This window comes from Streptococcus sp. HMSC065C01, assembly GCF_001813525.1.
In the GTDB taxonomy this organism is placed as follows: domain Bacteria; phylum Bacillota; class Bacilli; order Lactobacillales; family Streptococcaceae; genus Streptococcus; species Streptococcus parasanguinis_V.
In genome coordinates, this window is the sequence record NZ_KV812837.1 from 1 (window position 1) to 9,384 (window position 9,384).

The 9,384-nt window shown below is 36.7% G+C and carries 9 protein-coding genes and 1 pseudogene; all 10 read left to right on the plus strand.

The features are described from left to right. Window positions 1-595: 595 nt before the first annotated feature. The 10 genes and pseudogenes from HMPREF2918_RS02520 to HMPREF2918_RS02565 all read left to right on the plus strand — a co-directional run bounded on the left by HMPREF2918_RS02520 (window position 596) and on the right by HMPREF2918_RS02565 (window position 9,131). Window positions 596-1,318 carry a MurR/RpiR family transcriptional regulator gene (locus tag HMPREF2918_RS02520; RefSeq protein WP_003014472.1) on the plus strand — a complete coding sequence of 241 codons (723 nt, stop codon included), beginning with the start codon at window positions 596-598 and terminating at the stop codon, window positions 1,316-1,318. Between the two features lie 8 nt (window positions 1,319-1,326). Beyond that, window positions 1,327-2,079: a MurR/RpiR family transcriptional regulator gene (locus HMPREF2918_RS02525; protein ID WP_003014478.1), complete on the plus strand. Its 753-nt coding sequence runs from the start codon at window positions 1,327-1,329 to the stop codon at window positions 2,077-2,079. Window positions 2,080-2,227: 148 nt separating this feature from the next. Further along, on the plus strand, window positions 2,228-3,658 hold the full coding sequence (locus tag HMPREF2918_RS02530; RefSeq protein ID WP_070594501.1) for a 6-phospho-beta-glucosidase: 1,431 nt from the start codon (window positions 2,228-2,230) through the stop codon (window positions 3,656-3,658). Window positions 3,659-3,670: 12 nt separating this feature from the next. Next, the gene (locus tag HMPREF2918_RS02535) at window positions 3,671-3,973 is read left to right on the plus strand and encodes a PTS sugar transporter subunit IIB (RefSeq protein WP_003003699.1); all 303 of its coding nucleotides are present in this window, start codon (window positions 3,671-3,673) and stop codon (window positions 3,971-3,973) included. A 10-nt stretch (window positions 3,974-3,983) separates the two neighbouring features. Then, complete coding sequence (locus HMPREF2918_RS02540; protein ID WP_003003586.1) at window positions 3,984-5,297, plus strand: PTS sugar transporter subunit IIC; 1,314 nt, start codon at window positions 3,984-3,986, stop codon at window positions 5,295-5,297. A gap of 13 nt (window positions 5,298-5,310) precedes the next feature. Beyond that, window positions 5,311-5,631 (plus strand): PTS sugar transporter subunit IIA, encoded by a 321-nt coding sequence (locus HMPREF2918_RS02545; protein WP_003003528.1) that lies wholly within the window; start codon window positions 5,311-5,313, stop codon window positions 5,629-5,631. A gap of 28 nt (window positions 5,632-5,659) precedes the next feature. Next, window positions 5,660-5,950 (plus strand): annotated as a pseudogene (locus tag HMPREF2918_RS02550) (alpha-amylase family glycosyl hydrolase); the annotation flags it as partial. 395 nt (window positions 5,951-6,345) lie between these two features. After that, window positions 6,346-7,419 (plus strand): hypothetical protein, encoded by a 1,074-nt coding sequence (locus HMPREF2918_RS02555; protein WP_070594503.1) that lies wholly within the window; start codon window positions 6,346-6,348, stop codon window positions 7,417-7,419. Window positions 7,420-7,584: 165 nt separating this feature from the next. Next, window positions 7,585-8,361 (plus strand): alpha/beta fold hydrolase, encoded by a 777-nt coding sequence (locus tag HMPREF2918_RS02560; protein ID WP_070594504.1) that lies wholly within the window; start codon window positions 7,585-7,587, stop codon window positions 8,359-8,361. A gap of 32 nt (window positions 8,362-8,393) precedes the next feature. Next, window positions 8,394-9,131: a DUF4336 domain-containing protein gene (locus tag HMPREF2918_RS02565; protein WP_048716239.1), complete on the plus strand. Its 738-nt coding sequence runs from the start codon at window positions 8,394-8,396 to the stop codon at window positions 9,129-9,131. Window positions 9,132-9,384 lie beyond the last annotated feature (253 nt).

Sequence of the window (9,384 nt, forward strand, 5' to 3'; positions counted from 1 at the left end):
GTCTATTAGTATAGAAGAAAGCTCTCAGCACACGTGGAGTGTGTTGCTCTGCTCGTAAAAACCTAGAAACCTTTGAACGCAAGGGAGTTTGAAAAGCCTTGATTGCAAGGCTTTTTGTATTGGCGTGGGGAAGTATCAGAGTGAGAAAATTTTTGGAATGAATAGAAGTGATAGCTAGAAATTATCAGTTTCTATTTCCATTTACCCTGTGGGTACGTGTTTGTTTCCATTGACAAGGAGTTTATGGGAATAGAAACGTCCCCACCTTACATATCTCCAGAATGGACGATTGAAATTGAGACAATTTAATAGAGATAAGCTCTTGTTATGTTTCTTTTAAGTCAATAAACTAACAATACTCAAAGTATGCTCAAAAATATGATATAATCTAGAACATAAGGCAATACTGTTTTAAAGTATTTTCTCTTAACCATGTCTCGTTAGACAAATCTGATTCGTCTGGTTTTCTAATAGATTTTAATGCTGACTTGGTTTTATAGCCATTATGCTCTCCATTATTTTAGTGTAGAACACTTTGGTTATTAGTTTTTTGTTACATTGTAAGCAAATCAATAGAGATAGAAAAAGGGATTATATGTTTAGTTATGAGGTTGTAGCAAGTTTTAACGACTTAGAAAATGCTATTTATACAACTATTTTAGAAAATGAAAATATATCCTCTATGACAATCAAGGAATTGGCCCAACTTGCACATGTATCAGTTGGAACCGTACAACGATTTTGCAAGCATCTAGGATTTGATGGATATAGCCATTTTAAGATTGCTTATAAAGAATATTTAAAAAATGAGCAAATTATTTTAAACAATCAAGACAATAATTCTTTGAAGCTATTCATTGATTATACTGAGCAAGATACTTTTTTGCAGCTGATTATGGAGGCTGTGGCAATCTTAAAGAACGTTGAACAGATTGTTTTTGTCGGAATTGGTTCCTCTGGAACTTTAGGTCGATATGGAGCGCGCTATTTTTCAAATATTGGCAAATTTAGTATGTGTATTGAAGATCCTTGGCAACCAGTGCTACAAAACAGTATGGAAAAAACTTGTGTCATTGCCTTATCCGAATCTGGTGAGACTTCTCAAACATTGAAAATTGTACAAAAATTAAAGGAAAAAGGTTGTCCAGTTATTGCCATCACAAATACATTGGAATCAACATTGTCAAGGCTATCTGATTGCTCCATAACCTATCATGTTCCTCAATTATTTTTAAATGGGTTTAATATTACGACGCAGGTACCTGTTATTCTCATTATTGAAATGTTAATGAAACAACTATATACTACAAAAGCATAAGGGTGTCTATGAATTTATTTGATTATCATAAAGCAAAAGGGCTAAATAATAGTGAATTAAGCGTGTATAATTTTATATTGCAACATAGAGATAAAGTTGCTACGATGACTATCAGAGAGCTATCGACATCTATAAATCTATCGACAACAACCATCATTCGTTTTGCGAAAAAGATGGGATTTGATAGCTACAATGATTTAAAATATGCCTTGTCAAGGTCGGAAGATAAGGAAAATAAACATCGTCACTACTTTCCTATTGATATTCCAGCAATACAATTTTTACAGACTAGTGTCCAAGATGAAGCTTTAAAAAAACAACTATCAGAGATAGCAGACTTGATCGTTCAAGCCAAACAAGTTATCTTTTTAGGGGTGGGTACTAGTCTAAGTTTGGCAGAATATGGCTCATATCTTTTTTCTGGAATCGGTATTCTTAGCTTTGCTATTACTAATCCATTTTATTCTCTGAAATTGCATCATTCTAATTTGGAGGATGTTTTGGTTATTGCTCTAAGTGTCAGCGGTGAGACAGAAGAAGTTCTAACTCTGGTACAGGGATTCAAAGAAAGAAATGCTAAGATTGTTAGTCTGACAAATACAGATATTTCCACTTTATCACAGCTATCGGATATAAATTTATCCTACTTTATGCCAGTTGCCTACGCAGATTCCTCGCTACGTTCCACTAATTTGACCACTCAGATTCCAGTTGTCTATTTTTTAGAATCCTTACGTTACCAAGTTTATTTAAAAAAATAGGAGTGAAAACTCTTGTTTTTTTTATGTAACAAATATTGTTCGACTGTACATATATTTTCTATCTCAATATCTATTGTCAGCAGGTACAGTATGTTATAAAATAGACTTGTTCATAGCGCTAGTACAAAATACAGAAAGGATAGGTAAAATGGCAAAAATACCAGAAGGCTTTTTATGGGGTGGGGCAGTTGCTGCTCACCAAATTGAAGGAGGGTATGATAAAGGTGGAAAAGGCATTTCGATAGCCGATGTGATGACGGTTGGAAGTGCTAGCCACTCTCGACAGATTACTGATGGCGTCTTACCTGACGAATATTATCCGAATCATGATGCAATAGATTTTTACAGAACCTATAAGGACGATATACAATTATTCGCTGAGATGGGATTTAAGTGTTTTCGAACTTCGATTGCCTGGACTCGTATCTTCCCAAATGGAGATGAAGAAGAACCTAACGAAGAAGGGTTGAAATTTTATGATGATTTATTTGATCAGCTGCTAGCTCATCAAATTGAACCGGTCATCACACTCAGTCACTTTGAAATGCCCTATCATCTAGTTACTAAGTATGGTGCTTGGCGTAATCGCAAGTTGATTGATTTCTTTGTTCGTTTTGCGGAAGTCATCATGGAACGATATAAGGACAAAGTTAAGTATTGGATGACCTTTAACGAGATCAATAATCAAGGTGCAATTAATGTTCCTTGGTGCTCATGGACTAATTCTGGTGTCATTTATCAAGAAGATGAAAATCCAGTTGAGGTACTACAGCAGGTTATCCATTATCAGTCAGTGGCTTCTGCAAAAGTTGTTCAATTGGGTCGGAAAATCAATAAAAATTTCAAAATTGGTTGTATGCTGGCAATGGTACCATTTTACCCGAATACATGTGATACAAAAGATATACTTGCTAGCCAGAAGGCAATGGAGCATCGTTTATTTCACTATGGAGATCTTCATGTTTTTGGAGAGCGTCCTTACTATATCGAGGCCTTTTGTCGAAAAAATAATATCAAACTGGATATTTTACCAGAAGATCTAGAAACTCTAAAAGAAGGTTGTGTAGATTATATTGGCTTGAGTTACTATATGAGTGATACAGTGACTGCTACAGCATCTGAGGAAACAGAAGAGCTTTTCAAAGATGTTTATACTAAGAAAAATCCCTATATTGAATCAAGCGATTGGGGTTGGCAGATTGACCCTGAGGGATTACGCTATAGCTTAAATCTTTTATACGATCGCTATCACTGTCCGCTTTTTATAGTTGAAAATGGATTCGGTGCTTATGATAAGGTAGAGCCTGATGGAATCCATGATTCTTACCGCATTGATTACCTCAAACAACACATTGAACAAATGATGTTAGCGATTGAAGAAGATGGCGTAAATGTCATTGGTTATACCCCTTGGGGCTGTATCGATATTGTTAGTGCTGGTACAGGTGAAATGGAGAAGCGTTATGGCTTTATCTATGTCGATAAGAATAATAATGGCGAAGGAACTTTGCAACGAATGAAGAAAGATTCCTTTACATGGTATCAAAAAGTGATTACATCAAATGGAAACGAATTATAAGGAGTAATTAAAATGAATATTGGATTGTTTTGTGCAGCAGGTATGTCAACAAGTATTTTGGTTGAGCGTATGAAAGAAGCGGCTCAGAAAAAAGGGAAAGATGCAACAATTGCAGCTTATTCCATCAGTGAATTGGAACAAAGAGTTGGAGATATTGATGTGGCTCTATTAGGCCCACAGGTTGGTTTCCAACTTGAAAAAGCAAAAGAAATTTGTGCTTCTCACAATGTTCCTGTAGAAGTGATTGCAATGGCTGATTATGGCACTGTAAACGGTATGGCAGTTCTTAAACAAGCTTACATGATGAAAAAATAAGGAGAAGATGATGAAGGATAAACTAATTAAAAAGTTTGTTGATCGGATGATGGCCTTTGTCAATACCAAAGGTGTAACAGCGATAAAAGATGGTATTGTTTTCTCTATGCCATTGTTGATTGTTGGCTCCATCTTTCTTATCTTGGCCAATTTTCCAGTTCCAGCTCTAGCAACGATGTTAGAAACTAGTGGTATTACCCCTGTTCTCAATCAAGCAATTGGTGCGACCTTTAATATCAGTGCGATTGTAACAGTCATTGGGATTGCGTATACCTATGCTAAGCTAGAAAAACAGGAGCCGCTTGGGGCAGGTGTCATTGCCTTAGCAGTTTTCTTGCTAATCCAGCCCTCCAGTTTGATTTCTAAAAATGGGGATGTAGTTGGTAACATTATTCTGAAGGATTGGACTTCCGGGAAAGGGATGATTGGTGCCATTATCGTTGGTTTGATTGTAGGAGCAAGCTATTCTTGGTTTTTGAAGAAAAATATCAAAATCAAAATGCCAGATGGCGTACCAACTGGTGTAGCCAACGCATTTTCAGCCTTGATTCCTGCTACTGTTATCATCACAGCGGCAACGATCTTTGTCGGACTTGTTGAACAATTGTTTAAGGTCACAACGATTGAAGTGATTTATAATCTTATTCAAACACCAATGCAAGGCTTGACTGACTCATTGTTTGGTGCGGTGCTTATGTGTTTCCTTGTACCATTCTTATGGATGTTTGGGGTGCACGGCTCAACTGTAGTTGGTGGCATCATGAGTGGCTTGCTACAGGCGAATGCTTTGGAAAACCAAGCCATTTTAGATAAGGGCCTTGAATTAAATCTAGCCAATGGTGGTCATATTGTGACGATTCAATTTTTTGATCAATTTATCAATGTTACAGGTGCCGGGATTACGATTGGTTTGGTAGTTTACATGGTTGCATTTGCAAAATCAAAACAACTAAAAATTCTTGGACGTCTTGAAATGGTTCCAGCCATCTTTAATATCAATGAGCCGGTGCTCTTTGGTTTGCCGATTGTAATGAATCCAGTTTTAGCAATTCCCTTTATATTAACGCCTATTTTATCTTGTATCATCCAGTATTCAGCGATTTATTTTGGACTGACACCTATGTATGGTGCCGTTCAAGTTCCGTGGACTTGTCCTCCAATTATTTCAGGATTTATCATCGGTGGTTGGAAAACAGCCTTGTTGCAAACACTTATTTTGGTTATGTCTTTCTTTGTTTATTATCCGTTTATTAAACAGATGGATAAACAAGCTTTACAAGCTGAAATACAAGAAACAAGCGATTTAGAAGACGAAGATTGGTAAGAGAGGCATTAAAATGGACGAAAAAGTACTCGAAGTGTGTTTTCAAATTATCACCTATGTAGGAACAGCAAAATCTATGTACATCGATGCTATTCAATTGGCTAAGCAGGGTGAATTTGAGCAGGCTAAAGATAGAATTAAACAAGGCGAAGAAGCATTTGTACAGGGACACAATGCTCACCACTCACTTTTGACAAAAGAAATGAATGGGGAATTAAACCAAACAGGTCTAATTCTGATGCACGCTGAGGATCAGTTATTGAGTGCAGAAGGTTTTCGAACGATTGCTGAGGAATTTATAGCAGTCTATAAACGCTTTGAGGAAGGTAAATAGAGCAAGTTATGAAAGTAAAAATTAAGCAATGTTAATTACCTTTTCAGACAGTCTTGGAAAAAATCTGAAAGACTTGAAGCAGGTCTTAGAAGGCCCTTTGAAAGATGTGGTCGGTGGTGTCCACATTCTTCCCTTCTTTCCATCGTCAGGCGACCGCGGGTTTGCACCCGTGGACTATACCAAGGTTGATGAGGGTTTTGGAGATTGGAGCGATATTGAGGCACTCAGTCAAGACTACTATCTCATGTTTGATTTCATGATTAACCATATCTCAGCCAAGTCGCCTTATTTCCTTGATTTCCTAGAAAAGAAAGATGATCCGCCCATGCGACAAGGTGAAACCGAAGGTCGAGAAGGTATCATGGGGTATAGGTCTCATAGAATGAGGAGGGAAACAGACGAAACGATACGGTAACAGAGAACTGCATAGTGTGGTGATGCCTTTTACCGACTGATATAGGATTGTAGAGATGGTAAACTGGATAGGATTTTGGTCAAGTTGAGTAGTTATTTTGACAGGAATATCATGTGCCAATTTCTCGACAACATCACAATCTCAGGAAGTGGGCAGATTCCTGTAACTTTCCTTGAAGGAAGAGAAGTTGACTTGTAGGAAACTGCAATCGAAAGGTTGCAGTTTTTTGTGTTGTTTCGTGGTATAATATGCTAAAACGATAAACGGTAAGATTGGTTACTAGCTGTAGGAGTTATATTATGGGTAAGTGGACTTGTCAATGCGGATATCCAATGAATGACCATGCTGCTCCAGACCCGAATGCTTTTTCGGTATTCTCGGATGAGTTATGGGAAGAGATAACGGATACCGCAGATGAAAATAATAAGATTGATTATTATGATATTACTGATGCTTCGTACTATGCTTGGCAATGTCCAAATTGTCATAGCTTGATGGTATTCGGTGAGGATGAGAATCCAAATCGTTATACTTTCTATAAGTGGATAGATTTAGATAGTAAAGAGAAGGAGCTATCTGATCAAGAAACTGATTCAAATTCATCAGATATAGTTTACAGAGTTGCATCAGTCACTTTTTCAGAGTTTGGTGAGGAATACATCTATATTTGTGAGGATGAATCAATCAGGGAAGACCATTTTGTGGTTGTACCTGTTGGAATCAACGACGTTGAAAAGATTGCTCATGTTGTGAAGATATATCAGGCTTCGCAAAAAGACATCTCATATCCAATTGACAAGTTAAAGCGTGTGATTAAGCGTTACTCTGATTTTGATAAAGGGAAAGCAAGAGAGATTGCAGCTGAATTATTAAGGTCAGGTCGATGTTTGCAAATAAATGATTTTTCTAAATCAGTAGCAACAGACGAATATTTTGATATTTTGCACAATAAACTTGGATACTGGTGGTTGGAACTGAATGGCGTTCCCATTCCAATGAAGGTTATCCTATTGAATACCAATTATGAAAAGTATCACGTTGACTGCGCTATACATATCAAACCTTACAATATGCACTATAGTACTTTCCAATCGTTAAAGTTATGTACCGACTTTGAGATTGACGCTTCCCGCTGGGTTGATGTCATTTCTTATGAATATGTTTGGGGAAATTACTGGGAACTTGATGGTATCCAGTTTGGGATAACCTGTCAGGAATCATCAGAGGAGGATGAAGTGACACTTGGCAAATACAGTCGTGTCCCATATTATAAGGACTGGCATCCAGATTGGAGCTATAGCTACGGTTTTAATGTACCTTGGAAACCACATGAATCTGATGAAGACTTATCGGTAGGTTTTTACATTTCTTAAAGTGATAAATTCGTTCAATCATATAATAACAAAGCCATACTAGTCACTTTTCGTTCGATAATATAGATGTTTGCTAGCATCACATGTTGAGGCAGTATCACTGCTTGTTCAAAATGATTTAATATGGATGTATCTAGTGAAAATCCCACAGTAAGGAGTTTAAACATGAAATTCCATGAATTTGGTGATAAGAATTTGCCTCCTATCTTGCTGATACATGGCGGTGGCAGTTCTTGGTGGAATTATCTTCGCCAAGCACGGATCTTATCAGAAGAATACCGTGTTATTTTACCTACTTTGAATGGCCACGGCGAAGAATATCAACTTGATTATGTTTCTACGGAAGATTCTGCTTTGGAGATCCTAGACTATATCAAAGAACACTGTGGCGGGAAGTTGTTTGCGATTGGTGGTGTTTCGCTTGGAGGTCAAATTGCTATGGAGCTTTTGTCCTTAGACAGCGAAATTGCTGAGAAGGCCATCATAGACGGAAGCCTCTGTATTCCTCAACCAAGGTTAGCTAAAATCAGCATCTTTCTAGTATCACTATTTGGTAAACTGATGTTCAGTAAATTCTCTTGCAAACTCCAGTTAAGCATGATGAACAAACTCTATCCTAACCTGGCTTATCCAGAGGAGATAAAAGCATATTATTTGGAGGATCTGCCAAGGACGTCTATCAAAACATTGGTGACCATTTACAAAACCTATATGGGGCGTTACAAGTTGAAGGACACAATTTCTACTAGTAAGGCCCAGGTACTGTATATCTACGGTGAAAAAGAATTGAACTGTGTGAAAGCATCGGCGAAATTATTTCAGCAGCTCCATCCCAATACGATCCTGTATGAAGCTAAAGGCTATAACCACGGCTATTTATCAGCTTATATACCTCAAGAGTGGATTAAGTTGGTTGTTCCATTTTTGGAGAATAACAATTGATTATACTTTATTAATTTAGAAAGCAGAGTTCCATGGAAGTCAAAAAATATAGTCCCCTCAATTCCTTAAAAAAGATAGCAGATAATCTATGGGTTGTGGATGGGGAAGAAGTACTGATGGATTTCAAATTCTTCAAAGTGCCTTTTTCAACTAGAATGACAGTTATCCGTTTACAGAATGGTGGTCTTTGGGTGCATTCACCGACTAAGCCTAATGACAATTTACTTTTTGAAATCAAGCAATTAGGTGAGGTGAAACACCTTATTGCACCCAATGTCTTACATTATAGTTATATAGGTGAATGGCATCAACTATTTCCTGAAGCAAAAGTTTGGCTAGCTAGTGGTGTTCAAAAGCGTGCCAGAAAATCGGGAATGAGTTTAGATTATGGTCAGGAATTAAGCAAGGCCAATTGGAACGAAGAAATTTGTTTTACAACATTTGAGGGAAGTTTTTACGTGAAAGAGGTTGTTTTTTTCCATACTGAAAGTTCAACTCTAATTTTAACGGATCTTATTGAAAACATAGAAACAGAAAATTTATCGATTTTTGAAAAGCTACTGTTAAAAATAGGTGATAATCACTATCCAAATGGTAAAACACCAAGAGATTTAAGAATGACTTTTTTATTTGGTAAAAAACAAGCATTGAAGAGTTATCATAGAATAAAGAAATGGGAACCTAAGAATATTATTATTTCTCATGGACCGTGTATAGTTGGACAAGCAAAAGAAATGCTAAACCAAGCGTTCTCTTGGCTAGAGAAATAGTAATTTACTATAAAGAAATTAATAAAATATATCTAATATAATTGACTACAATTACTTGGAGTTGTCAAATTAAGATGTGGAATCTACTTAAATTGTTGATTCTAGGAGGTATCAGATGACACGAGAGAAAGAATATAGATTAGCTATCGGTATCTCTTAATTAGATTTAGTGAAAGAAGAATCCATTTTTTACTTGATTCCCCTCTCTATCTTATGGTAGTATGTATATACAAATTGTATGTACAAAGGAGAG

Bases quoted from the DNA above. Each gene is read 5' to 3' on its own strand.
- HMPREF2918_RS02520 (WP_003014472.1), top strand. From the start codon at position 596: ATGTTTAGTTATGAGGTTGTAGCAAGTTTTAACGACTTAGAAAATGCT.
- HMPREF2918_RS02525 (WP_003014478.1), top strand. From the start codon at position 1,327: ATGAATTTATTTGATTATCATAAAGCAAAAGGGCTAAATAATAGTGAA.
- HMPREF2918_RS02530 (WP_070594501.1), top strand. From the start codon at position 2,228: ATGGCAAAAATACCAGAAGGCTTTTTATGGGGTGGGGCAGTTGCTGCT.
- HMPREF2918_RS02535 (WP_003003699.1), top strand. From the start codon at position 3,671: ATGAATATTGGATTGTTTTGTGCAGCAGGTATGTCAACAAGTATTTTG.
- HMPREF2918_RS02540 (WP_003003586.1), top strand. From the start codon at position 3,984: ATGAAGGATAAACTAATTAAAAAGTTTGTTGATCGGATGATGGCCTTT.
- HMPREF2918_RS02545 (WP_003003528.1), top strand. From the start codon at position 5,311: ATGGACGAAAAAGTACTCGAAGTGTGTTTTCAAATTATCACCTATGTA.
- HMPREF2918_RS02555 (WP_070594503.1), top strand. From the start codon at position 6,346: ATGGGTAAGTGGACTTGTCAATGCGGATATCCAATGAATGACCATGCT.
- HMPREF2918_RS02560 (WP_070594504.1), top strand. From the start codon at position 7,585: ATGAAATTCCATGAATTTGGTGATAAGAATTTGCCTCCTATCTTGCTG.
- HMPREF2918_RS02565 (WP_048716239.1), top strand. From the start codon at position 8,394: ATGGAAGTCAAAAAATATAGTCCCCTCAATTCCTTAAAAAAGATAGCA.